Origin of the sequence: Algoriphagus sp. (assembly GCF_046296635.1) — a bacterium.
Classification (GTDB): Bacteria; Bacteroidota; Bacteroidia; order Cytophagales; family Cyclobacteriaceae; genus Algoriphagus.
Genome location: NZ_JBKBKZ010000001.1, coordinates 95,128 through 117,688, shown reverse-complemented (window position 1 = coordinate 117,688; position 22,561 = coordinate 95,128). Strand labels below are relative to the sequence as shown.

The 22,561-nt window shown below is 41.1% G+C and carries 21 protein-coding genes; 10 read left to right on the top strand and 11 right to left on the bottom strand.

Annotation, left to right across the window (positions count from 1 at the left end; all coding sequences use genetic code 11):
• Positions 1 to 457 precede the first annotated feature (457 nt).
• A complete protein-coding gene (locus ACK4HU_RS00500) occupies positions 458 to 907 on the bottom strand; it encodes a GNAT family N-acetyltransferase (protein ID WP_409802805.1) in 450 nt (149 codons plus the stop codon).
• A gap of 351 nt (positions 908 to 1,258) precedes the next feature.
• Between ACK4HU_RS00500 and ACK4HU_RS00495 the strand changes: the two genes are divergently transcribed.
• Together ACK4HU_RS00495 and ACK4HU_RS00490 are read left to right on the top strand one after the other, a co-directional pair.
• Complete coding sequence (locus ACK4HU_RS00495) at positions 1,259 to 1,450, top strand: cold-shock protein (protein ID WP_103923601.1); 192 nt, start codon at positions 1,259 to 1,261, stop codon at positions 1,448 to 1,450.
• Positions 1,451 to 1,908: 458 nt separating this feature from the next.
• Positions 1,909 to 2,628, top strand: a complete 720-nt coding sequence (locus tag ACK4HU_RS00490) for a head GIN domain-containing protein (protein ID WP_409802803.1) — start codon at positions 1,909 to 1,911, stop codon at positions 2,626 to 2,628.
• Positions 2,629 to 2,780: 152 nt separating this feature from the next.
• On the opposite strand, the gene ACK4HU_RS00485 is transcribed toward ACK4HU_RS00490, so the two are convergent.
• Positions 2,781 to 3,140 carry a bleomycin resistance protein gene (locus ACK4HU_RS00485; protein ID WP_409802801.1) on the bottom strand — a complete coding sequence of 120 codons (360 nt, stop codon included), beginning with the start codon at positions 3,138 to 3,140 and terminating at the stop codon, positions 2,781 to 2,783.
• A 321-nt stretch (positions 3,141 to 3,461) separates the two neighbouring features.
• Between ACK4HU_RS00485 and ACK4HU_RS00480 the strand changes: the two genes are divergently transcribed.
• The 4 genes from ACK4HU_RS00480 (at position 3,462) to ACK4HU_RS00465 (ending at position 8,177) form a co-directional block, all read left to right on the top strand.
• On the top strand, positions 3,462 to 4,364 hold the full coding sequence (locus ACK4HU_RS00480; protein WP_409802799.1) for a bile acid:sodium symporter family protein: 903 nt from the start codon (positions 3,462 to 3,464) through the stop codon (positions 4,362 to 4,364).
• Positions 4,361 to 5,362, top strand: coding sequence for a 1-acyl-sn-glycerol-3-phosphate acyltransferase (locus ACK4HU_RS00475; RefSeq protein WP_409802797.1), 1,002 nt, complete (start codon positions 4,361 to 4,363; stop codon positions 5,360 to 5,362). The genes ACK4HU_RS00480 and ACK4HU_RS00475 overlap by 4 nt, the downstream gene beginning before the upstream one ends.
• Positions 5,363 to 5,544: 182 nt before the next feature.
• Positions 5,545 to 6,639 carry a 4-hydroxyphenylpyruvate dioxygenase gene (hppD, locus tag ACK4HU_RS00470; protein WP_409802796.1) on the top strand — a complete coding sequence of 365 codons (1,095 nt, stop codon included), beginning with the start codon at positions 5,545 to 5,547 and terminating at the stop codon, positions 6,637 to 6,639.
• A 458-nt stretch (positions 6,640 to 7,097) separates the two neighbouring features.
• A complete protein-coding gene (locus ACK4HU_RS00465) occupies positions 7,098 to 8,177 on the top strand; it encodes an MBL fold metallo-hydrolase (RefSeq protein WP_409802795.1) in 1,080 nt (359 codons plus the stop codon).
• Here the strand turns inward: ACK4HU_RS00465 and ACK4HU_RS00460 are convergent.
• Positions 8,174 to 8,962 carry an AAA family ATPase gene (locus ACK4HU_RS00460; RefSeq protein ID WP_409802794.1) on the bottom strand — a complete coding sequence of 263 codons (789 nt, stop codon included), beginning with the start codon at positions 8,960 to 8,962 and terminating at the stop codon, positions 8,174 to 8,176. The two genes, ACK4HU_RS00465 and ACK4HU_RS00460, sit on opposite strands and share 4 nt — an antisense overlap.
• 686 nt (positions 8,963 to 9,648) lie before the next feature.
• Positions 9,649 to 10,899, bottom strand: a complete 1,251-nt coding sequence (locus ACK4HU_RS00455) for an NAD(P)/FAD-dependent oxidoreductase (RefSeq protein WP_409802792.1) — start codon at positions 10,897 to 10,899, stop codon at positions 9,649 to 9,651.
• Between the two features lie 189 nt (positions 10,900 to 11,088).
• On the opposite strand from ACK4HU_RS00455, the gene ACK4HU_RS00450 reads away from it, so the two are divergent.
• The 4 genes from ACK4HU_RS00450 (at position 11,089) to ACK4HU_RS00435 (ending at position 15,864) form a co-directional block, all read left to right on the top strand.
• Entirely contained in the window at positions 11,089 to 12,303 is a 1,215-nt protein-coding gene (locus ACK4HU_RS00450) for a serine hydrolase domain-containing protein (protein ID WP_409802790.1), read from the top strand.
• Between the two features lie 240 nt (positions 12,304 to 12,543).
• Positions 12,544 to 13,887, top strand: coding sequence for an amidohydrolase family protein (locus ACK4HU_RS00445; RefSeq protein WP_409802788.1), 1,344 nt, complete (start codon positions 12,544 to 12,546; stop codon positions 13,885 to 13,887).
• 468 nt (positions 13,888 to 14,355) lie between these two features.
• The gene (locus ACK4HU_RS00440; protein WP_409802786.1) at positions 14,356 to 14,853 is read left to right on the top strand and encodes a hypothetical protein; all 498 of its coding nucleotides are present in this window, start codon (positions 14,356 to 14,358) and stop codon (positions 14,851 to 14,853) included.
• 309 nt (positions 14,854 to 15,162) lie between these two features.
• Entirely contained in the window at positions 15,163 to 15,864 is a 702-nt protein-coding gene (locus ACK4HU_RS00435; protein WP_409802784.1) for a DUF1003 domain-containing protein, read from the top strand.
• 11 nt (positions 15,865 to 15,875) lie between these two features.
• Here the strand turns inward: ACK4HU_RS00435 and ACK4HU_RS00430 are convergent, their stop codons facing one another.
• The 7 genes from ACK4HU_RS00430 to ACK4HU_RS00400 form a co-directional block, all read right to left on the bottom strand.
• The gene (locus ACK4HU_RS00430) at positions 15,876 to 16,973 is read right to left on the bottom strand and encodes a VIT1/CCC1 transporter family protein (RefSeq protein ID WP_409802782.1); all 1,098 of its coding nucleotides are present in this window, start codon (positions 16,971 to 16,973) and stop codon (positions 15,876 to 15,878) included.
• A 4-nt stretch (positions 16,974 to 16,977) separates the two neighbouring features.
• A complete protein-coding gene (locus tag ACK4HU_RS00425; protein ID WP_409802780.1) occupies positions 16,978 to 17,331 on the bottom strand; it encodes a hypothetical protein in 354 nt (117 codons plus the stop codon).
• 182 nt (positions 17,332 to 17,513) lie between these two features.
• Positions 17,514 to 19,766 (bottom strand): lipid-A-disaccharide synthase N-terminal domain-containing protein, encoded by a 2,253-nt coding sequence (locus tag ACK4HU_RS00420; protein WP_409802779.1) that lies wholly within the window; start codon positions 19,764 to 19,766, stop codon positions 17,514 to 17,516.
• Positions 19,763 to 20,488: a glycosyltransferase family 2 protein gene (locus ACK4HU_RS00415; RefSeq protein ID WP_409802777.1), complete on the bottom strand. Its 726-nt coding sequence runs from the start codon at positions 20,486 to 20,488 to the stop codon at positions 19,763 to 19,765. The genes ACK4HU_RS00420 and ACK4HU_RS00415 overlap by 4 nt, the downstream gene beginning before the upstream one ends.
• Before the next feature lie 62 nt (positions 20,489 to 20,550).
• The gene (locus ACK4HU_RS00410; RefSeq protein WP_409802775.1) at positions 20,551 to 21,099 is read right to left on the bottom strand and encodes a YceI family protein; all 549 of its coding nucleotides are present in this window, start codon (positions 21,097 to 21,099) and stop codon (positions 20,551 to 20,553) included.
• Positions 21,096 to 22,055 (bottom strand): DUF5777 family beta-barrel protein, encoded by a 960-nt coding sequence (locus tag ACK4HU_RS00405; protein WP_409802773.1) that lies wholly within the window; start codon positions 22,053 to 22,055, stop codon positions 21,096 to 21,098. The genes ACK4HU_RS00410 and ACK4HU_RS00405 overlap by 4 nt, the downstream gene beginning before the upstream one ends.
• A gap of 2 nt (positions 22,056 to 22,057) precedes the next feature.
• A complete protein-coding gene (locus ACK4HU_RS00400; protein WP_409802771.1) occupies positions 22,058 to 22,510 on the bottom strand; it encodes a Rieske (2Fe-2S) protein in 453 nt (150 codons plus the stop codon).
• Between the last annotated feature and the right edge of the window lie 51 nt (positions 22,511 to 22,561).

Below are 22,561 nucleotides of genomic sequence, written 5' to 3'. Positions count from 1 at the left end.
CAAGTTTTCAAACTTGGACAAACTTGGGCCTAGTATAATGCAGTCTTCAGACTTCACTTTGCGAACCTTGGTGTTCTTTGTGGCTAAAAAAATTCTTCTTTTTGCACCTGCTAAGCTAAGGGCTGTGTCTTCATATACCTTTATCCTGTACATTCCATTGCGCTGGCATTGATCATTCCATTCCAAAATAAGGATTCTGCGCCAGCGCTGGATTTTTTTTGTATTGTATGTTTTACCCACCCATAGCCCCGCTGGGGCTGGGCATGGTTGATTTTTTTTACCACAGAGAAAAAGAGAGAGATTGGCTTTTCTCCGTGTTCATTAAAAGGCAGACAAGGAAACTACACCTGAGGTTCTTAGAAAAATTATGCCCCACTAACTCTCCTTTTCTCTGAGTACTCTGTGGTGAAAAACTTTTTAGTTACTTCGGTTCCTTTATGATAAAAAACTCCCCCAATCAATTTTTCCTCACCATCTCGATATGCTCAATACCGTCTTCATCATAGGTTTCTCCTTCTGCCACGAAACCCAAAGAAGAGTAAAAGCCAAGCGCATAAGTTTGAGCTCCGATCCGAATATCACCAGGACCGAGTAGTTTTCGACAATATTCAATAGACAATTCCATCAGCACTTTTCCCAGTCCCTTTCCTCTCACAGAAGCAGCGGTAATGACTCTACCTATCGCCATTTCCACATAGGAAACACCGGCAGGAACTAGCCTACTATACCCTACTAGCTCTTCATCTGAATAGAGCATCACATGGTGACATTTTTGATCCTTATCATCCATGTCCTGAAACACGCAGTTCTGCTCCACCACGAATACTTCGGATCTAAGCTTTAATAATTCATAAAGCTCGTTTACAGTAAGTTCTTGAAAGGCTTTGACTCGGTGAGTTATATTCATGGAAGGGGTAATAAAATATTGGTGATTTTGAATCCAAAAATAGTAGGTATTTTCAACGACAACACTATTTCAAAACAACTCGGAATTCCTGATGATTTTCACCGGAATTTTCAGAGGATGTTCGGGCGAATTTTTCAGACTAAAAAGGAAAGATCATCAAGATTTAAGTTTTTATGGACTGATTTCCTTTGAAATTCTTAATGATACAAGGGCGATTGACCCCAAAATCAAGGTTTTTTGAATTTTTTTTCAACTTTTTCAAATAAAAATCCTTGAAAATCAATTTTTTACTTTTAATACAGTTAGTTTTGAATCGGCAAAGTAGCCACATCAACATATTAAATTTTCCAAATGAATACCGGAACAGTAAAATTCTTCAACGAAACCAAGGGATTTGGCTTCATCGTTGACAATGCCTCAGGAGAGGAAATTTTTGTACACGTAAGTGGTCTTGTAGACACCATCCGCGAAGGCGACAAGGTTACCTTTGACACAGAGCGAGGCAAAAAAGGAATGAATGCAATAAATGTGAAAGTCGCTTAAGCGATTTAGTTTTTTTGTATCATCTAATTCCCGTTCGGATTTAATTTGAACGGGAATTTCTTTTTTCGGCTATGTTACTTTTCGAAAAAGTGGAAAACAATTCTCCAAGTCGTAAAAAGAGAGATCAACAATTCCTATTATTTCCATTCTCCCGAACAATTGACGTTTTGGGAAATCCTTCTTTTTTTTAAAAAAAGATCCTTAACTTTCATATGATTATAATTGTTTTTTCAATGGCCATATGGAATCTTCGCAAGGATAATAAACATCCCTCTGTGTGTCGCTTTGGGTCATGCCTGTCTGCCTCAGGCAGGCTCGATTTCATGTGTTTTAAATTTGATTTTAAACGGTCACATGGAATGCCCTAGATAATCTTTACCCTTTATGAGAAACCTAACTCAAGGGCATTTCAAAAAGTATTTTCTGAAAAGATCACCCTAAATCCCAACCACAGCTCTATGAAAACCAACTATGCTATCTTCGCCCTTTTGCTAGCAGTAATTCTTCAATCTTGCACGGCAAATTTCAACAGCAAATCGGAAAATCAAGTCATTGACGAACAGGCTGTAGATGGAGCAACTAAACTAAAGATGAGCGGTATTTTCAACCTCTTTCTTTCTCAGGGAGATCAGCCAAACTTACGCCTAGAAGGTGATGAGGCATTGATTAAAAAGCTTAAAGTTACCCGCGATGGGGAATGGCTAACACTTGATTTTGAAAAGGTAAATGAAAACTTCTTTAAAATAAACTCAAAGCTTGATGTCTACCTAACACTATCTGATTTGAAAATTTTTGAGTTTGAAGGTGTGGGGAATATAAAAACTGAAGGACCCTTTGAGGTTACCGATATAAAAGTAAAAGGTGAAGGTCTGGGTAATTTAAAGCTTGAACTGATTGCAAATAAAATTGACGCAGACTTCAATATGATGGGGAATTTGACCCTTCAAGGCAAAACTGATGAAATCAAATTGAACAATGAAGGAATGGGAAATGTGGATGCATCTAATCTTATCGCTCAAAACATGACCCTAAAATCTTCCGGAATCGGCCGAGTCTCAGTCCACTGCGAAGGAGATCTATCCATTACTGTGGACGGAATTGGGTCCGTCAGCTACAAAGGCAATCCCAATGTGATCAAGGAACAAATAAATGGAATCGGAAAAGTGACGAGGAATTGAGTAGCTATTGCGAATAAGAGGATTGGGTTATTGGTTCTTAAGTTATTAGTAAAAGGTATTCAATTCTGCACAAGCAATCATTCTTGCAAAAAACTGGGGAAACTGAATTATGAAGAGGGCAACAATTTTTATGGGCAAAAACTCGACTTTGCCTATACTTTTTGCCCAAAAGTCAACAATGTGTGATTGGGGTCTAGGATCGCAAATTCCTTAATTCCCCAAGGTTTCATTTCCAACTTCCCATTTGGATGCATGCTGGCACCAGCTTTTTCCAGCTTGTGATATAATTCCTCAATTCCAGAAGGCACACGGATATAAATCATCGAATAATTGGTCAAAGGATCTAGCTCCTTAAATTCAAAAAAGTGAAGCTCTGTTGTCCCATTCTTCATAATTAAATACTCGGGATACCGACTGACTAGCGTAAATCCTAAAGCCTTTTCAAAATGAGAAAGTGTTTCATCCAGATTGATAGCGGGAAGTTTTGGTATGACCTGAAAATTTGAAAACATAAAACTGATTAAGCTAAGTGGACTGAATATTAGGATATTCTTTACGGTTATTCGCAGTTAAAGTCCCAAACTACTTTTAATATTTTATGTATATACGGAACTTTGCCAGTAGAATTGGTATAGACTTAAAATTACCTGGAAACACCAAATGTTAGGCTTCATCGGACATCGGACACCCGCCATCCGACCCAATTGAGTTATTAAATTTGTTTACTGGCAGAATAGCGTATAATCAGATAATATTTTTAAAAAAATGACATACTCAAATCTAGCTTTGATTAATATTTTGATTTCCCAACATTTCATTTGATTTTCGGGTAAATGTCCACCCCCAACCCACTCGATTCGATTCGGCTTAATTTTTCTCAGAATGATTTGATTCTGCTCAATTTAGCATTAGCGCTAATCATGTATGGAGTGGCTTTGGATTTGAAATGGGAGGATTTTCGTTACTTAATCAAAAATCCAAAAGGATTTGTTCTAGGTATTTTTTCTCAGTTTTTACTATTGCCTCTCTTGACTTGGGCATTAATTTCTATTATCCAACCACCCCCTAGTGTTGCTTTGGGAATGTTTTTGGTGGCGGCTTGTCCAGGTGGTAATGTTTCCAATTTTCTCAGCAGTCTGGCTAAAGGAAATACTGCGCTTTCGGTGAGTTTGACTGCATTTTCATCCGTCATTTCAATTTTTAGCACACCCTTGAATTTTGCACTTTGGGCTGGATTTTACGGGCCTACTTCCCTCCTGCTTCGTGAAATCAGTCTTGATATTTGGGATGTATTTTTCACTGTTGCAATTATCTTAGGAGTTCCACTGATATTTGGAATTCTTACACGTCAGAAGTTTCCGAGATTTACCGAAAAAGCCTCCAAAATCCTTAAACCGCTTAGTATTTTAATATTTGCAGCGTTTATTGGATTGGCCTTCGCCGGAAATTTTGACATTTTTATTCAATATATCGGACTCATTTTCTTTTGGGTATTGGCACACAATTTTATTGCCTTAAGTGCTGGTTTTCTGACTGGAAAAGTTGGCCGTTTACCTTTAGCAGATGTCAAAACTCTGACCATCGAAACAGGTATTCAAAATTCCGGGTTGGGGCTGGTACTAATTTTCACTTACTTTGAGGGTCTTGGGGGCATGGCTATCATCACAGCATTGTGGGGAATTTGGCATCTCATTTCCGGGATGACCATAGCCAGCCTTTGGAAATTACGCCAATGAAGAACCTGATTAATGCGATTTTAAGATTTTTGGTGAAAGTCGCCCTTCACGGCTATTTCCGCAAAATCATCGTCGAAGGCAAAGAAAATCTACCTAAAAATCGACCTGTACTGCTTGTTGCCAATCATCAAAATGCCTTGATCGATCCTTTGCTTTTGGCAACCCACACACGACTCAAGCCTTGGTTTTTGACCCGTGCTGCTGTATTTACCAATCCTGCTATCGCCCGAATGCTGCACTTTATTCGAATGCTTCCAGTCTATCGGGTTCGTGATGGTTTTTCCACGATTCAGCAAAACCAGCACACATTTGATCAGGCATTTGAAGTACTTAAAAAAAATGGGACGGTCGTAATTTTTGCCGAAGGCAGTCACAGCCTCGTGAGAAATCTTCGACAGCTGAGTAAAGGATTTACTCGTATTGCTTTTGGTTTAAAAGAAAAGTATCCGGAATTGGAACCGGTGATTTTGCCCGTAGGACTTCAATTCAGTGCGCACATGCGTTCAGGGGGCACTGTAAGGATTACTTTTGGAGAAGTTATTCCTGTGGATATGCCACCCGCCCAATCTGGCAAACTGACCAAATCAGTGGAAAATGCACTCAGATCCCTGATAGTTGACATTCCGGACGAAGGATATGAGGCGACGCTTCAAAAACTGATCGAACATGAGGTTGATTTGACTTCCAAAACCGAGGTTCACACCTTTCTGGAAACAGGCCAAGTCCTTAATCCATTGTCTATGGTTGGAAGCTTAAACAACAAGCTGATGAAAATTTTTAATCTACCATTGTACTGGTTGTGGTTATGGAAAAGAAAGAGTGTGGAAGATGAAGTTTTCAGCTCCACATGGAAGTTTTTGATCGGGTATGTTTTAGCTATGCCCTACTACTTCCTTTTGCTCTGGTTAGCCATGGATTCTGCATTAGGAGCTTGGGCCTTGACATTTTTGATTATGGCTTGGATCACGCTTTGGAGGAATCAGAATCCGCAGGAATAGAGGATTTTTCTAACAGATGCAACAGATGACCACAGATGAACCTAAAAGTTCAACCTATTAAAATCTGTGTTCATCTGAGAAATCCGTGAGAACTCCTTCAAAAAAAGATTCTCAACAAACCAAATTTTCTTTGGCTTTGTTTCTACCTTTGAAACAGAATAACAACCCAAATTTGACCCACTATGAACCAAGACTTTCTTCCTCTCAACGGTACCGATTATGTAGAGCTCTATGTTGGCAATGCCAAGCAAAGTGCACTTTACTATCAATATGCCTTCGGATTTGAATTGATCGCTTATGCTGGTCCTGAAACCGGCGTCAGAGACCGTGCTTCCTATGTTTTGAAACAGGACAAAATCAGACTGGTCCTCACCTCTCCTCTTGGTCCACATCACCCTATCGCACAGCATATTCAGCGCCATGGGGATGGAGTCAAAGTTCTGGCGCTTTGGGTAGATGATGCAGAAAAATCCTGGGAAGAAACTACTTCCCGTGGAGCTGAATCTGCGTCAGCACCAGAGGTAATCAAAGATCAGTTTGGTGAAGTAAAAGTAGCCTCAATCGTCACCTATGGAGAAACGATCCATACCTTTGTAGAGCGAAAAAATTACAATGGTGTTTTCTTACCGGGATATCGCCCTCGTAAAAGCACCTATCAGCCAACTGGCATCGGTTTAAAATACATAGATCATTGTGTTGGAAATGTAGAGTTAGGACAAATGAATCGCTGGGTTGAATTCTACGAACAAGTCATGGGATTCAAACTTCTCTTGACCTTCGATGACAAAGACATTTCTACTGAATATTCCGCACTGATGTCCAAGGTCGTTTCCAATGGAAACGGTTACATCAAGTTCCCAATTAACGAACCAGCAGCGGGCAAAAAGAAATCCCAAATCGAAGAATACCTCGAATTTTTCGGTGGTCCTGGCGTACAGCACATGGCCATTGCGACAGATGATATCTGTCACACAGTTAGCGAGTTGAGAAAAAGAGGCGTAGAATTTCTTGAAGTACCTTCCTCTTATTATGACGATTTATTAGACCGTGTTGGAAAAATCGATGAAGACCTTCAGCCACTCAAGGATCTCAATATTTTGGTTGACCGGGATGACGAGGGGTATTTGCTTCAAATCTTCACCAAACCTGTTCAGGATCGCCCAACACTTTTCTTCGAAATCATTCAGCGAAAGGGTGCCAAGTCCTTCGGGAAAGGCAACTTCAAAGCGCTTTTTGAAGCCATCGAACGCGAGCAGGAATTAAGAGGGAATTTATAAAATAAAGTGAATGTCACTCCGATTTAGAAAAATCCGGGATCTTCAAAAAGGAAATGTCTGGATTTAGCAAACCCAAAGTCAATAAATCCTGAATTTAGGTTTGAATTTTATTTGTATAAACAAAACATTGATCGGAAGGGCGCGGTGGGAGGATTTGCCAGCGAGCCAGCGTTTGGCCTAGTGCGGTGGGAGCTTTGGCAAATCTTGACCTTTTGGTTCTTTTGGGTCAAGCCAAAAGAACGAAAAAAAGGATTTTAAAAACTCCTTCATTTGCAGTACAATCGAGAATGTTTTTCACTATTATAAAAAAGCCGCTCCAGATCAAGTTCTGGATCGGCTTTTGCTTTTGAAGGAATTCAAAAAAAAATTCCGTCTGAAAACAAACGGTAAGATTAACAAAACAACCATGAGCAACTTTTTATCCCGATTAAGGGTTTGTTTTCAGTAATCTAACCCTAATGCAAAGAAGAACTTTTATTACCAGTTTGGCTGCCGTGATTCCTGCGGGAATTATTCTGTCCAACTTGGATTTAAACGAACCTACTACCTTGAACCATACCTCTAATCCCAAACTCCCCTACGACAAAGTTCCCGATGGCTGGAAAGGCACTCCCCGTCTCAGCGATGGTACTTTTCAAAATTTATATTATCCATTTGAGGCAAGTTTGGCAGCTGTTCTTAAGTGGAAATTGGGTAAAAATCCACAGCAGGAAGAAAAGAAAGCAGATAAACGTCGCCTTGAAGTAGAGCAAATTGGCACCTTCAAGCCCAATGGCAAAGATGAATTGATCTGGCTTGGGCATGCCAGTTACCTCATTCACATTGCCGGGATTACCATTCTCACTGATCCTGTTTGGTTGGATAATTGGGTTCTGAAGCGCAATTCGGAACTGCCAATCGTACCCGAGCAAATTAGAGATGTGAATTACATCTTGATTTCTCACGATCACCGGGATCACTGTGATGAAGCTACACTAAAGCTTTTGGGAGAACTTTTGCCGCAGGCGCAAATCCTTACAGGAATGAATATGGCTCCTTTGATACAATCCTGGATGCCAAAAAACAAAATTCAGGAAGCTGGTTGGTTTCAATCGTATGATTTGAAGGAATCTCTTCGAATCACCTATCTACCTAATCGGCATTGGTCGCGAAGAGGTTTGATGGACACCAATCAACGACTTTGGGGCGGTTATTACATCGAAAGTGATGACAAATCCGTCTATTTCATGAGTGATTCGGGTTATGGACCGCACTTCAAATTGATTTCTGAAACGATGGGTTCTCCTGATTACGCATTGATGGGAGTTGGTGCTTTTAAGCCTGAGTGGTTTATGAATTCATCCCATATCAGCCCCATGGATGCTGCGAAAGTTTTTAATGAGATGGGTGGAAAACACTTCATTCCAATGCATTTTGGCACTTTTGACCTTTCTGATGAACCGCTTTTAGAACCCTTAGATTGGCTAAAATCAAATCCAGAAGCTGTTAATAATGCACTTATCGATCCTATGATAGGTCGGAATCTTTTTGTCGGCTAAAGAAATCTCAAAAACGCTTCAGGATTATTGAGGAAGTTTTTCATTATCGAAAAATGCTCTGTCTCCTCAACGGATACTTGATGCACTGATTCGTCAAACTGAAGAATCTGGGCATCGGGTAAACTCATTAAAATTGGTGAATGCGTGGCGATGATAAACTGACAGTTTTCATTGACCGCCAGATTTTTAATCATGGAGAAAAGCGCAAGTTGACGCTGAGGAGAAAGCGCTGCTTCAGGTTCATCAATCAGGTAAATTCCTTCGGGTTGAATGCGGCTTTGAAGTACTTTGAGGAAACCTTCACCATGTGAGACTTGGGTGAGATCACCGTATTTGCGCTGTAAAGCCTCCTTTTGACCATGAATTGCTCCAACGGCGACTTTGAGTCCATAACCACTTAGGTTTTTCTCAAAATCAACGATGTCCCCTTTCAACTCCTGATCGATGGATCTCAATCGTTTAACAAATCCAAAGTAATCTTCTGCACGAAAGAAGAAGCCTCTGTAGGTTTTGGTTCGCTCCCATCTGGTGATAATTCCTTCACTGAATTCCCGAAATCCTGTCAAGGTATCATCCTGCTCCAAATCTGTACTCCCAATAGCAGGCAGATTTATTTTCATGGCCAAAGCTTTCAGCAAAGTAGATTTTCCCGAGCCATTCTCTCCAACAAAAACCGTTATCGGACTTTTGAAATCCACCGAATCCAAATCCTTAAAAGCTGGAATGCTAAAAGGAAATTGTCGGGAATTGCCAGTAGGTAGCGATATTTTTTGGAGGAAGATCATGGCTAGCTAAGAAACCTAACGAATATAATTCAATCTAGATTCTAATGTGCTCACAGATAGCACGGATAAGCATAGTTGTTACTTGACTGTTTTAGAATTTAACTATAGAGTTTGGAGAAAAAGCCAAAGGTTCTGTAATTAAACCGCATAGCCGCAAAGGAAACCTGACTGACGTCAGGTAAGTCTGCGAAATTCAGCGACCTTTTTTGCGCCAAAAGAAATGCGCCAGATTTTCTCTTATGAGACCTTGAAATAGGTCTGATTTGCTAGCAAGAATCAAGGCTCTTACAAGAATCAGAATTCTCAAAACCCTTTTCTCAGTGGCCTCTGAAGTAAAATTCCTTTGCGCTCCTTTCGGTAAAAAACAAAAAGCTTTAGCTTTTCCCCTCCGTGAACTTGAAAAAGACCAATTGAGCCTTTAAGGTTAATAGTCCTAAGCAGGGTCTGATCCCTAAACTTTGGTTTCTCCGTTTGCTCCGTAGTAAAATTTCTTTCCCGCAGAATCTAGCAGAAAAAGTCACAGATTTCAACTGATTACCTTTGCGCCTTTTGAACTTAGTGGCAAACCCAAAAAGCTTTAGCTTTTCTCTGCGTCCTCAAAAAAGTTTGAAATGGATTCTGAGATTGAGGCTGCAAGAAAGTTCAAGAGTCCTAATTCATTTCTCTCAATGTCCGTGGTGAAAGCCTTAATGCGTCGGCATATAGCTATGCAACACCGCCTCAGCAGCAGTCCTACCCGAAGTCATAGCCGCATTGATGGATCCATTCAGCAGGTAGTCTCCCGCGAGGTAAACATGATCGGTAATTTTACATTCAGTGAAGGGTACGCTGTATTTCATATCATCCAAATTCGGCAAAGCATAAGGAATATGGTAGGCTTTCACAAATTTGAAATACTCAGCCTTAATGCCAGAAATAGCTTCCATTTCCACCTGAACCCCTTTTACCAATTCTTTTTCTCCTAAGCTAGACTCGAGAACTGATACAGAAAGCAGGGCTCTTCCATTGGTTGAATAGGCTTTGGACACATCATCCATGTAGACAATATTATTCACCAAATGATTATCTCCCGGAATCAATCCAATCATCGGTCGGGCAAGGAAAGATTTCAAAGTAGAAAAATACAGGTTGATTACCTTATGCGAAGGAGCAAACTGTCCTTGTAGCTGCTTCATCACTTTATCTGGTTGCACGGCAATGATGATCCGGTCTGCTTCCAATACCTCTCCATTTGCCATATGAATTTTCTTACCCTCAACTTTTTCTACCGGATGATTAAAGTATAGCTGAGTTTTAATTAATTGACGGTGAATCATAGAAGGGATTTCACCCATACCATTTTCAGGAACTGCAGCATTGCCCAAGGCAAACATCTTGAAGACAAACTCAAACATTCTGGAAGAAGTATTCAGATGTTTTTCAAGAAAAATCCCTCGAAAAAAAGGTTTGAAGAAATTGTCAATAATCTGATCCGAAAAACCATAATCCTTCAAGTATTGATGAGTAGGCACAGAAGGTTCATTGAAAATTGCCTCATTGGATTTCTTCTTTACTTCCTGAGTTAGGGTAAACATCTTAACCTTATCAAGGAAGGTTCCCACTTTAGAAAATGCCATTCCGACGATTTTGAGTGGATTTCTCATTGGGTCGGTAATGATATAGGAATTTTTTCCCTCAAATATCACCGCTCCGGGGTCAAAAGTTTTGAGTCGCAATGCCTGAAAATCGAGGTATTTTTTCGCCTCGGGATATGCTGTATTCAATACCTGAAATCCATGATCCAAAAGAAAACCATCCACCTCATCGGTTTTCATTCTACCTCCAATTCCCTCACTTGACTCCAGAATGACAGGTGAAAAACCAGATTTTTCAAGTTCCAATGCTGCGATTAAACCGGACAAACCGGCACCGATAATGTATATTTTTTCTTCTTCCATGGATTGGATATTAGTTAAAAATAAAAAGGCTTACCCACCTCGTAAAATAAATCATATAATTTGTCGCCTCAATTTACAAAACCACCATTTCATAAAAGAGTTTTCTGACACCACTTGAAAAGGAATGTTTTTACAGGAGGTTTTTCCCAAAACTCAAAAATCCCTAAAATCGCATCAAATCCCTTTCCTATGCAAAAGCAAATTCTCATTCTTTCCTTCTTCCTAATCGCCATCTCGGTCCAAGCCCAGACTTATTTCCCCGAAAAAAATAACTGGCAGATGAAGAAACCAGCTGAACTCGGGCTTAATGATGCTAAAATAAATGAGGCCATTGAGTTTGCTAAAACGCATGAAAGTGAGCAAAACCCAAACCTCAAGATCGCACATTATGAAAGTGCCTTTGGACGGGAACCTTTTGGGTACCCAATTGGCCCGATGAAAACTCGAGGTCCTGCGTCGGGATTGATTATCTACAAAGGCTATGTCGTAGGACAGTGGGGTGAACCGGAGCGAGTGGATTTAACATTCAGCGTAGCAAAAAGCATTCTTTCTACAACGGCAGGTTTGGCTGTAGCGGAAGGCTTGATAAAAGATGAGAATGACTTGGTCTATCCCTATATGGCACCGATCTATCCTTATGATCCGGTGAAATCAATGATGAATAAGTCTGATCATTTGAACGAGGAAGATGTATTCGAGCTGTTTGCCACCGAACATAATCGGAAAATTCGATGGGATGATCTTCTCCGCCAAACATCTGATTGGGAAGGAAGCCTTTGGGGAAAGCCTGATTGGGCAGATAGACCAAGTGGGGCTGCAAATGAATGGAGAACCCGTGCTCGATTTGCACCAGGAACGGCCTACGAATACAACGACACTCGGGTCAATGTCTTGGCTTTGGCACTGTTGAACGTCTGGAGAAAACCACTTCCAGTAGTACTAAAGGATCGTATCATGGATCCAATCGGCGCTTCCGATACTTGGAGATGGACAGGATATGAGAATTCTTTTGTGATCCTTGACGGGCAAATCATGCAATCTATTAGTGGAGGTTCGCATTGGGGCGGCGGCATGATGCTGTCGGCTTGGGACCAGGCAAGATTTGGCTATTTGACTTTGAGAAATGGCAACTGGAAGGGTAAACAGTTGATACCAACTTCCTGGATTGAGAAATCCCGCACCCCTACTCCTGCTCAACCTGATTATGGTTTTATGAATTATTTCCTGAATCATGATCTAAAACTGGCACCCGCAGCTCCAAAAACTGCTTACATGCATATTGGTGCCGGAACGAACATGATCTACGTGGATCAGGAAAATGACTTGGTTATCGTTGCACGCTGGATCCCGAATGGTGATAAAGCGGAGTTGGTCAGATTGGTATTGGAGAGTTTGAAAAGGTAATATTTGTGTGTCTGGTTCATTCTTATGGAAGGGCCAAAACAACCCTATACGCCTGCAAATTCCCTGAATCAAATGTGAAAGTAGAAGACAAAATCAAAAATGAGAGATCCCATTACTTCAATTTTTTTCAAACAAAAAATTAAAAAATTTTACCCTTTGGTGGGAAACAGACTCCCTTTAATTCAGTTTTAAAAATAATTATCGTTTTTAAATTCCTAAATCAAAATTAATTAGCTCTTTATGACAATTTTTAGAACCACCTTTTTTACAACATTCGGCATTTTATTTTGGCTAGTCTCCACTAGTCTCTTTGGACAAAAGAAAACTATTCTAATCAATAATGTTGAAATCTTTAATGGAAAGGACCAAGCTACAATCCGTGGAAATGTCCTCATCGAAGGAAATGTAATCAGCAAAGTCTCCAATGCTCCCATCCCTACGAATCGAGGTACGAACGTTCAAATCATCGATGGAAAAGGAAAATTTCTTATGCCGGGTTTGATCGACGCGCATTACCATGCGATGTTTGCCAATCTGTCTCAAATAGCTTTACTCACAGGTAATCTTGGCTTTGTCAATCTTGTGGCTGGGAAAAGTGCTGAAGCGCTGCTAATGCGGGGCTTTACCAGCATTCGGGATTTGGGTGGACCAGTCTTCGGACTCAAACAAGCGATTGACGCAGGTATCATTGCCGGCCCTCGGATCTGGCCTTCGGGTGCATTTATTTCTCAAACGGGAGGTCATGGTGATTTTCGACTTCCCAACGATGTTCCCTCGGATCCATCCAATGGATTGAGCTATGCCGAGCGGATCAATGCCGCGGCAATAGCTGATACCCCTGATGGCGTCAGACTCAAAGCTCGGGAACAGCTGATGCTCGGAGCCAGTCAGATCAAACTCATGGCAGGAGGAGGTGTATCGTCTATCTACGACCCCCTCGATGTCACTCAATATACCGAGGCCGAGATTCGCGCTGCAGTGGAGGCAGCCGAAAACTGGGGAACCTATGTCACTGTGCATGCCTACACACCTCGCGCGATTCAGCAGGCGATACGAGCTGGAGTTCGCTGTATAGACCATGGTCAGCTGATCGATGAAGAAACTGTCAAAATTATGGTGGAAAATGGAGTTTTCTGGAGTCTTCAGCCCTTTGTAGATGAGGGTGATAAAGGTGTATTAAGTCCGGAAAGTCGAGCAAAACAGCTGGAAATGTACCAAGGAACAGATACGGCCTTTGAACTTGCTAAAAAGTATAAGATGAAAATAGCCTATGGCACTGACGTGCTTTTTGATGCAAAAAAGGCCGCACAACCGGGAGTTCAACTACTAAAAATGAAACGCTGGTTTAGCAATGCCGAAATTCTTCAAATGGCGACCAGCAACAACGGAGAATTACTGGCTCTTTCTGGAAAAAGAAGTCCTTACACCGGTAAATTAGGAGTTATTGAAGAAGGGGCTTTGGCCGATTTGCTTATAATAGATGGCAATCTGATTCAAAATTTGGAGCTGATCACCGAGCCAGAAAAAAATCTTTTGTTGATCATAAAAGATGGTTTGGTGTATAAAAATATCTTAAAACAATAGTGTGCATAGATTAGACAATTAAATGTCCAATTCATTCTAATTTAATTTCTAGTCCGAATGAATAATATTGATGTTGTAAAAATTTTATTTTTACTTATTTAGAATTTTTTTGGTAAAATTAAATCTAAATATCTCACTTATATTTCTCAAAGCGGGGAAAATTTATCCCTTATTTTTTGTGAAAAAATGGTGTAAAAATTGAATTAAGGGGATATCTGGATGAAATTTGGCTGTTTTATTTATATAAGGGTATTTATACTTATAAATAAATTAGACTTCAATTTTTTTCAAAAATCATGCTAATTAGAACGCCATAAAAATCCACAACTTTTTATTCCTAATTGGAGTTCATACCTAAACAGTCCACTTAAAAAACATAATTAGCTTAAAATTTTCAATTATCTAATATAAGTAGGTACAGTCATTTATTACATTTCTTGTCTTTGATCCAAATTAAAAATTTTTCTTATGAATGCCTCAATTATAACTAGTTGGCGATGCGTTTTCTTTATGATTTTAATCGGTCTGACTTCAAGTTGTCTTGATGAAAACGCTAAGACTTTTCCATGGATTGAAGGTGAAGGAACCGTTCAAGCAACAAATGTTTCTTTGGATTTTGATGGCAAATTGCTTTATAAAAGTTCGTCTGAAGTTCATTCTTATTATGCCAAAATAAAGGATAAAGTAGTCGAAGGCACATTTGAAGTTTATAATTTTGATCTGCAAGGGAAATCCGTCTCTGACGCACAGGGGGAGGTAGATAGTATCGTGTTTGAAAAAGATTGCAAGACCGCTCGAATCACAGGAATAATCACGAAAGGGTCTGATCCTACCTTTATTGGAAAGTATGCAGTTTGGACAGTTTTGGATAACGGATCGACTATTAATCAAACATCCGATATTCGATATCCTGTTGATGTCGAATCGGCAAAGTATCATCTAGATGGTGGCTTATCACTGAAATGATTTGGATTTCCTTCCTTCTTCTCAGCTGCAAATAAAGTGCAACTTCAGTCCAAGCGTTGTAAGTGAAATTAATTCCACCAGGACAAACAAAGTATTAATCCGCGTCCAGAAATGGGTGCGTTTTTTTTTGAAATTTTTCAAATATTGCGTTGCATCTATGAGTTTGATTCTACAATTCGAATGCAGATTCCTAATTTAGGCCTTATTTGAATTTGAAATGAAAGGTAACAGTCAATTGAATTTTCAGATTTTAGATTGGGTTTCCCAATTTTTCTCCCCAATTTTTGTTCTGCAATTTTTCGAATATGTATGAGAACGAGCTTCATCAGTAAAAAGCCAATCCCTAATGGCGAAAGCATCCAAGGATCTGATATTCGGGCGGGAATTTTTGAATTGATCCTCAGAGATCATCCCGGATTTGCAGTGGACAGTTATATCTCACTTTTCGAACTTAATCTTTACAGGAGGCTTTATCTGACGAGCTTAATGGAACAGGAACGAGGTGAACTCGCACTCTTGGATCAAGATGTAATGAAAGCTATCCGTGAAAACTCCGTACTCTCAGAAAAAATTGAAGATGGAATTGAAGCCAAGCTTACTCTTGGTGAACGCATGGCGGATCGAATTGCAACGTTTGGAGGAAGCTGGACATTCATCATTTCCTTCTTTTCATTTTTATTAGGATGGATTTTTGTCAATGCATTTATCTTGATAACCCGACCATTTGATCCTTTTCCTTTTATCCTGTTGAATCTGATACTCTCCTGCCTTGCAGCGATACAGGCACCGATCATCATGATGAGTCAAAACCGACAAGAATCAAAAGACCGACAGCGCGCAGAGCATGACTACAAAATCAACCTCAAAGCCGAACTTGAAATCAAGCTCCTGAGCGAAAAAATTGACCACTTACTCGTTCACCAAAACAAGAAATTGCTTGAAATACAGGAGGTTCAGGTTGACTACTTAGAAGACTTGCTGAAGAAGGTCAAGGAGAATTCAAAGGAATAAATCAAAACCCCTTACCCCGCAATCGAAACTCCGATCAATCTGCCAATACCGAATGTAATCGCAGCTGCAGCTAAGCCAAACAGTACCTGACGAAATCCGGAATACCAGATGGACTTTCCGGTGAATAGCGTGATCGCAGAACCGATTCCAAACAGGCCAATTGCGCTAAATAAGGCACTGAACAAGACGGCTTTTAATCCACCCAAGAAGAAAAATGGAATCACAGGAATCACTGCGCCAATCGCAAATAATACAAAAGAAGTGATGGCCGCTTCCATAGCAGAACCTTGCAAATCTGAGGTATTGATTCCCAGTTCCTCTTTCACCAATATCTCATGGGCGTGTTCTTTATTTCCAATGACATCCTTAGCCATTTGCCTAGCTTGAATTTCAGGGACGCCCTTAGAAAGGTAGATCAAAGCCAGTTCCTTTTCCTCACCCTCCGGATTGGCTTCCAGTTCTTCCATTTCAAGGTTCATCTGATTTTCGAATAGTTCCTGGGAACTCCGTACAGAAATCCACTCTCCCAGCGCCATGGATAATGCGCCTGCCAATAGACCTGCTAGTCCAGTCAAAAGGACTGTTTCCTGACCACTCGTGGCACCTGCTATGCCCATCACCAAACTGAAGTTGGACACGAGGCCGTCATTTCCTCCCAAAACCGCCGCACGTAGCGCATTGCCTCCCACGGATCGATGTCGCTTTTCAAATCTTGCCAGATTGGTGGCTGAGACAGTTTTGGAGCTGTTCAGGATATTCTTTAAGATGGTAACATGAGCCGTATCCGAAATCGACGAACTAGATTTTGACTTCCTTCTAGCTCCAGCGATTGCAGTGGAAATACTCTTCTCAGTATCCAGCAATACTCCAAGTACATAGTCGTAGCCAAAGATTTTTCCGATAAAAGCCAGTGTTTTCGCTCTTCCGGAAGGACCGGGTAGCTGCCCAACATCAAGCTTGAATTTCTTCGCAAAAGCCAGTGCATGGGTATGCTCAATCTCACTCATTTGACGAAAAACTGCTGAGACATTTATGTCTTCCTCATGGTCTGCCAAAAGTTTGTAAAGAAAAGCTGCATCAACTTCGGTTTGAATATTTTTCAGATTCATTGGTTTATGAGTTTTCAGGATTAGAGTCCTCCACATGAAGGATATGAAGCAGTCGGTGAATGATCGGAGCAAAAAAGACAGCTGTAATACTCAAAAAAGCCACTCCGCTGTACAAGGCGTAAAACGAAGAAAACAGCTTGGACATATCGGTCTTCATTTCTGACACAGGCCCCATTCCCGTCAGGATCATACAGGCCATGTAAAAACTGTCGAGCCAGCTTAAATCTCCAAAGACCCAATATCCAATTGTCCCAATACTGACCGAGACTACAACCAAGGATAAGGCGAACAATCCAAAGCGACTCATTCGGATTAAAAAAGATGGAAAAGCCAAAACTTTTTGGCTCTTGTGCTCCATTAATTTTCGAGGAGAATTCGAAGGTTTGTTCATTGTTTATAAGGCTAGTAAATCTTATTCTTAAGTTAGCTCTTATTCCTCACCGCTTGAATAATTGTTTTCTCCGGGGAATAATTATCTCAGAGTTTCAATTTTTTTGAATCCAATACCTTATCACACATCCTAACTTGCTAAAAGACTGATTACTCGACCTTCCAGAGCCTCCACCCATCTACTTCAGCCAGCAGTACCCATCCCTTTCCATTGGATAGAGTCGGAAGTTTCTTTTTGGATTTTGCCATCCAGATTCCATTTTGGTTTTCGGTCTGATGAATCCAGTCAGGATATTCCTTCAGGTTGATCAAGTTGTTTCTCCAATCCTCCGTTTTTTCAAATTGTGTTTCCCGATTTAGACTTTCGTCTCCATCATAGACAGAGATGAGGGGAATTTCGGACTGAAAGGAAATGGAAGGTAGGCGCTTATCATAGATGACCAAGCGATCACTATCATTTGCATTTTTCTCCAGCCACTCCACCACTCGACGAGTATCATTTCCCAATTCAGGATTTTGGGGAAAGAAGTAGGTGGACATGACCGTAAGTCCCATCGTAAATACAAAAGCGGAAATAATTGGTCGATCTAATTGCCTGATTCCTGATCTGAAAAAGACCAAAAGTGTAGAAAATGTCAGGATCCAGATAAACCAAAACTTGTAATTCAGGACAAGTCGGGACTCCATAAAAGGAGCAGTGAGCAAACCAAAAAGCAGTATTAAGTGGAAAGCAAGCTGAATTTTTTCCCATAGTTTTTGATCTCTTTCGGAAAGTTTTTCCCAAGTCAGATAACTTCCAATAGCCAATCCGGCCATGAGTGGAAGAATATACAAAACCAATTTGGATTTGCTCACAGAGAAAAAAAGTAAGGCCACAATCACCCATATCCAAGCAAGTGCATGAGGCGACTTCAAATGAGAGAGCGCAGATTTACTTTTCCAAATCAACAAAATAAACCAAGGAAATGCGGACCCAATCAAAAATAGCCAATAGTACCAAAATGGCTGAGACCGACTAAAGGAATCCGATGCAAAACGCTCCACAGTATGTCTAAAAACGAAATAATCAAAGAATTGAGAATCCTCAAGCATTAACATGCCAAACCAGCTCAGACCAATCCCCAACATCAAAATCCAGCCAATCCCCTGAACCCATCCAAATTGAGGTCTTCGCCTGAATCTAATCCATTCGGACACTTCCAAAATGATCGGAATGATCCAGACTACAGGGCCTTTGGTCAAAAAGCCAAATCCATAACAAACGTAGCTCAGCAGACTACTGATAGGCTTTTTCTCTTTTTTGAACCTAAGCCAAAAATATATCCCCGCCAAAACCCATGCAGTCAGATATGCGTCCGTGGTCAAAGCTCGTGAGCCCACGATGACTACCGGGATCGAGGCATAAATCATGGCAGACAAAAATGCTTTCCTCCGATCATCAAGCAATAGAATCGCAAGTTTATATACCAAAAACACTTGAACCAAGACTGCCAATTGGAGAAAAAACCGAGCTGAAAATGCCGATACTCCAAATATTTGGTAGGAAATAGCGGTAATCCAATACGTAAAGGGTGGCTTGTGGTAATGATGAATTCCCATCAAGCTCGGGTGTATCCAATCTCCGGATTCCAACATCTCCTTACTTATTTGAGCATAGCGAGCTTCGCTGGATTCGGTCACTGACCAAGCTCCAAGATTAAAGAAAAGTACCAAAGCCAAAACTATCAGCAGGAGAGGTAAGCGGAATTTTGAAATTCGATCCAGCAGATATTCTCTTTTTCCCGAGGTCTTTTTCAGATCCATCCAGAGATTTCTTCCATAGACGACTAATCCAAACGCCTGTCCGATAAATAACACCGCATCTTTTCTTACCAAAGCATAGACAGCAATACTCAATGCTCCTACGATGGAGATGTACCAAAATTCCCTGGGAAAATAAGATTCTTGCCGCTGCTCTGAAGCATACCACTGCACCACAAAACGAGCCGTGAAAATAACCTGGCCCACACTTCCCCAAGTCAAAAGCAAAACATCTATGTCAGGATTATCAATCAGGCGATCAAAATCCACCAACTGGAAATAAAACAGATCTAAGAAAAAAACTAAAGGTAAAATCCAAAAAAAGAATCTTGTCCATTTGGGAAATAGATCCCAAGCTTTTTGAATCTGAAGATTTCGGATGTAGACCAAATAACCCACTAGCTGCCCTCCTACGATAACTATATCCTGACGAAAGGTGCCATAGACCATCAATAAAAAGGATGCAAACAAACTAAGTTGCCAAAAAATAACCGGGCTGACCACTTTTCCGGCTTTCTCACTTCGAATAAGTTGAATTAGAAATCGGGCAGAAAATAAGCTCTGAGCCACTAGCCCTAATCCAATCAAGACATGGGTGTTCATGCTTCAACCGGATTACTTTCCGCCTTGATCTGGTATTGGATCACTCGGGACTTCATCCAACGAATAGCGATGGTATCAGCTATTGGACCCCAGAATCGATTTTTGAAGCTAAACTTACTATATCCGGTCATCCTTGGATAATGCCTGACTGGCACCTGCTTAACGCTCCCGCCCATGATCAAGATCAAAGCGGGGATAAATCGATGCATTCCTTTGAAGAATGGGAGACTTTGGGCCATTTCTGTTTTTAGAATCTTGAGTGGACAACCTGAATCGCTCACCCCATCTTCCAAAAGCCAACTTCGAAATCCATTGGCAAACTCGGAAGTCAATCGCTTGGTCAGATTATCCTTTCGGTGGACACGATTTCCTATCACCAAGTCAAAGTCATTCAGGTAAGGCTCAAAAAGTAAAAAATCCTCCGGTGAGGTTTGAAGATCTGCATCAATATAGCCTACCCACTTGGATACTGCATGGTCAAATCCTGCTTTGAGCGCGGAACTTAATCCCCTATTTTGAACCAAAGAGATATATTGAAACTGGGAATTTCGATCACAGATAGAATGAATTTGAGAGAGACTTTGGTCCGTGGATCCATCGTCTACAAACAGCACTCGTACCCTGAGTTTAGTCGAAGAAAAAAAGGGTTGAAAATCCTTTTCAATTCGACTGATTCCCTCTTCCTCATTATAAACCGGGATAATTATAGTTAGGTCACACATTAAACTATTCAGTTTAAAAACTTGAAAATAAATTTTCCAACCCCTTGGCAAGAAGGGTTTTATTATCTTTTGGCAAGTATCATTTTTCCAGTCACATCTATCGTCTCGGCGATTTTGGTCACTACCAAGGATGGTACTTCGATCTTATAATCTTCGGGTTTAACCTGGAACTTGAAATCCAACTTCAAGTCACTTCCAGTTGATACAATCGTGCCTTTCACCAACACAGGTTTGGTCACACCATGGATGGTCAGACTTCCTTCTGTGGCTACAGGATAGGTTCCCGGCACACTGAGGTCTACCGATTCCTTTATTTTACCTTTGAATGTTGCGTTAGGATATTTTTCACTTTCCAGATAATTCTCATTGAAATGCTCCTGCATGAGTTTATTGGGAAAGATAAAATCGGTGATTTTCATCTGCACCGCCAATTCCCTGGAGGTGGCATTGATGATACTCCCTGTCTTTTTGTTCACTGCTTGGATATTTTCCAGCGGTGTCTCCGAGAAAAATGACACTTCGCCAGTTGAGGTAGCATATAAGGATTGCCCTTGCGCATATCCAATTTGAAGCAGAAAAACCACTGCCAGCATTTTTATTTTGGTCATCATTTGTCTTTGTGTTTAGCGCCTTTGTCAAAGCTGAATGTCCTTGCGATGTTGAATCCGTAGTAGATGTCACCGTCTTGCCAGGCGCCTGTAGTTTGACCAATGAAATGCTTCTCGATCATTCCCCGGGAATTGGTAAAGTGGAGCTGAAAAACGTGTCCACCGGTTTCGATATCCACTCCGATCGAGATGGCATCGTGATAGGGATAGGTTTTGCCGGTACTCGCTTCATAGGCACCCGGATCTGTAAAGGCATGGTAATACTCGCCAGAAAGCGCAAAGCGTTTGGTTAGTTTATATCTTCCTGCCAGACCCAAGGCCAAAAGATCATTGGGGATGGAAGGATCCTCGACTTTGTTGAAATGCAGAAATGTAGGCATCACCTGAAGGGAGAGTTTCTCATTCAATTTCCGCGCAATCAGGACCTGTCCCCAATAGGAATACCGCTCCAGATTGTCATTGAAGCGCATTTCAGCTCCCGATTCCATCCCATAGCCCGTTTCCATCGTATTGATGGCCCAACCTCCAAGTCCTGTCACCGTGACGGGGAATTTGTTGGATTGCCTGAGCACCTTGTATTTGGTGTACATGTCATAGGTCTTTTCGAGCGAACTTCTCCCCGCTCCGATCAGCCAATTATCCGTCAGACCGTACTCCAATCCCAATCGAATCTTGGCTTCATCCAAGCCAAAGAAATTAGCCAGAAAGCCACTGTTGACGGCCCCGAATCGATGGGAAATCCAGAAGTTGAGGTGGTTTTTGGAAACCGTCTCAATGGTCTGTCCATTGATCAGTCGGGAAGCTTTGAAGGTGGCAAGCGTGTAGGTCGTTTCCTTGGATTGCTCTTGGTTCAGCATCTGAAGGAGATCATCCTGTGCTATGGCGTCCGGCACCCAAATCATGGAGATCAAGCTCGTGAGTCCGATTACAAGAAGTACCTTTCTTAAGATCTGACTCATGGTTATAAGATTACTTTGAGCGTAGTTCCTGCCAGTTGAGTTTGGTAAGTTTTCAATCCTTTCCTCCCTTCAGAGTTCAAACCTACTCCAGCAGCATCAAATCGTGCTCCATGTTCCGGACAGTAAAATTCTCCTGAGCGAAAATATACTTTCCTCTTTCCCTCATGAGAGCAAACCTGCGTGACGGCGGCAAAAGCAGTTTCTGAAATCCGGGCGATCACAATACCGCTAACGGTAACATAATTTCCCGTAGTATTTAGCTTGGAGTAAGTGGGTTCATTGAGGTCGAGTGTCAACTCGTTGGCATTTCCACCGGTGCCAGGTGGCAAAGTCGGATCCATACTCTCATTGATACAACTGCTCAATCCCGATGCTGCACAGTACACGGCAAATAGAGAAGCCCCTTTCAATCCTAGGGATTTCAGAAACTCCATGCGGTTCATTTTCTCGTTCATAAACTTTGGCCTTTAGGCTGTTAAGTAAATTTAATCGGGTACTTCTTCAGA

What these genes read in the sequence shown, in the direction of transcription:
- ACK4HU_RS00475 (WP_409802797.1), top strand. Translation starts at nt 4,361, where the DNA reads ATGAAGAACCTGATTAATGCGATTTTAAGATTTTTGGTGAAAGTCGCC.
- ACK4HU_RS00450 (WP_409802790.1), top strand. Translation starts at nt 11,089, where the DNA reads ATGCAAAAGCAAATTCTCATTCTTTCCTTCTTCCTAATCGCCATCTCG.
- ACK4HU_RS00435 (WP_409802784.1), top strand. Translation starts at nt 15,163, where the DNA reads ATGAGAACGAGCTTCATCAGTAAAAAGCCAATCCCTAATGGCGAAAGC.
- ACK4HU_RS00440 (WP_409802786.1), top strand. Translation starts at nt 14,356, where the DNA reads ATGAATGCCTCAATTATAACTAGTTGGCGATGCGTTTTCTTTATGATT.
- ACK4HU_RS00465 (WP_409802795.1), top strand. Translation starts at nt 7,098, where the DNA reads ATGCAAAGAAGAACTTTTATTACCAGTTTGGCTGCCGTGATTCCTGCG.
- ACK4HU_RS00445 (WP_409802788.1), top strand. Translation starts at nt 12,544, where the DNA reads ATGACAATTTTTAGAACCACCTTTTTTACAACATTCGGCATTTTATTT.
- ACK4HU_RS00455 (WP_409802792.1), bottom strand. Translation starts at nt 10,899, where the DNA reads ATGGAAGAAGAAAAAATATACATTATCGGTGCCGGTTTGTCCGGTTTA.
- ACK4HU_RS00430 (WP_409802782.1), bottom strand. Translation starts at nt 16,973, where the DNA reads ATGAATCTGAAAAATATTCAAACCGAAGTTGATGCAGCTTTTCTTTAC.
- ACK4HU_RS00495 (WP_103923601.1), top strand. Translation starts at nt 1,259, where the DNA reads ATGAATACCGGAACAGTAAAATTCTTCAACGAAACCAAGGGATTTGGC.
- ACK4HU_RS00480 (WP_409802799.1), top strand. Translation starts at nt 3,462, where the DNA reads ATGTCCACCCCCAACCCACTCGATTCGATTCGGCTTAATTTTTCTCAG.
- ACK4HU_RS00500 (WP_409802805.1), bottom strand. Translation starts at nt 907, where the DNA reads ATGAATATAACTCACCGAGTCAAAGCCTTTCAAGAACTTACTGTAAAC.
- ACK4HU_RS00420 (WP_409802779.1), bottom strand. Translation starts at nt 19,766, where the DNA reads ATGAACACCCATGTCTTGATTGGATTAGGGCTAGTGGCTCAGAGCTTA.
- ACK4HU_RS00460 (WP_409802794.1), bottom strand. Translation starts at nt 8,962, where the DNA reads ATGATCTTCCTCCAAAAAATATCGCTACCTACTGGCAATTCCCGACAA.
- ACK4HU_RS00425 (WP_409802780.1), bottom strand. Translation starts at nt 17,331, where the DNA reads ATGGAGCACAAGAGCCAAAAAGTTTTGGCTTTTCCATCTTTTTTAATC.
- ACK4HU_RS00405 (WP_409802773.1), bottom strand. Translation starts at nt 22,055, where the DNA reads ATGAGTCAGATCTTAAGAAAGGTACTTCTTGTAATCGGACTCACGAGC.
- ACK4HU_RS00400 (WP_409802771.1), bottom strand. Translation starts at nt 22,510, where the DNA reads ATGAACGAGAAAATGAACCGCATGGAGTTTCTGAAATCCCTAGGATTG.
- ACK4HU_RS00485 (WP_409802801.1), bottom strand. Translation starts at nt 3,140, where the DNA reads ATGTTTTCAAATTTTCAGGTCATACCAAAACTTCCCGCTATCAATCTG.
- ACK4HU_RS00410 (WP_409802775.1), bottom strand. Translation starts at nt 21,099, where the DNA reads ATGATGACCAAAATAAAAATGCTGGCAGTGGTTTTTCTGCTTCAAATT.
- ACK4HU_RS00415 (WP_409802777.1), bottom strand. Translation starts at nt 20,488, where the DNA reads ATGTGTGACCTAACTATAATTATCCCGGTTTATAATGAGGAAGAGGGA.
- ACK4HU_RS00490 (WP_409802803.1), top strand. Translation starts at nt 1,909, where the DNA reads ATGAAAACCAACTATGCTATCTTCGCCCTTTTGCTAGCAGTAATTCTT.
- hppD (WP_409802796.1), top strand. Translation starts at nt 5,545, where the DNA reads ATGAACCAAGACTTTCTTCCTCTCAACGGTACCGATTATGTAGAGCTC.